This window comes from Saccharothrix sp. NRRL B-16314, from assembly GCF_000716595.1.
Classification (GTDB): domain Bacteria; phylum Actinomycetota; class Actinomycetes; order Mycobacteriales; family Pseudonocardiaceae; genus Actinosynnema.
The window spans coordinates 1-425 of the sequence record NZ_JNXC01000123.1 but is presented as its reverse complement, the minus strand read 5'-3'; the positions used below and the strand labels follow the sequence as shown (position 1 = coordinate 425).

General features: G+C 69.9%; 1 protein-coding gene. It reads right to left on the bottom strand.

The features are described 5' to 3' along the window. A partial coding sequence (locus tag OQ02_RS39315) for a phage tail tape measure protein (RefSeq protein WP_033443773.1) occupies positions 1-425 on the bottom strand: 425 nt, incomplete at both ends.

The window sequence follows — 425 nt, the reverse complement described above, 5'->3', positions numbered from 1 at the left end:
GGCTCATGGCGAGCAGGGCGTCGGCTGCCTCACCGGCCATGTCGCCGAAGAGCGCCACCCCGAGTTGCGCGCGCTTGGCCGGGTCCGGGACGTTGCGGAGCTTGTCCAGGGTGAGCTGCAGGGCGTCGGCCGCGGGCTTCCCGCCCTTGCCGATGTCGGCGAGCATCTTCTTGCTGTCGAGGCCGAGGGCCTTGTACGCCTCGCTCGCGCGGTCGGTTTCCTCCGACGTGATGCGGGCGAACTCGTGGAGGATGTCGCCTGCCTGGTCGATGTCCTTACCGCCGGCCTGCACGAACTGGCTCATCATCCCGAACGCCGTCGAGGCGTCCAGGCCGATGCGCTTGAAGTGGGTGCCGTACTCCTGCACCACCGCGGGCACGTCGGCCAGCATGCTCTTGGGCAGGACCTGCGCCGCCTGCGCGAGG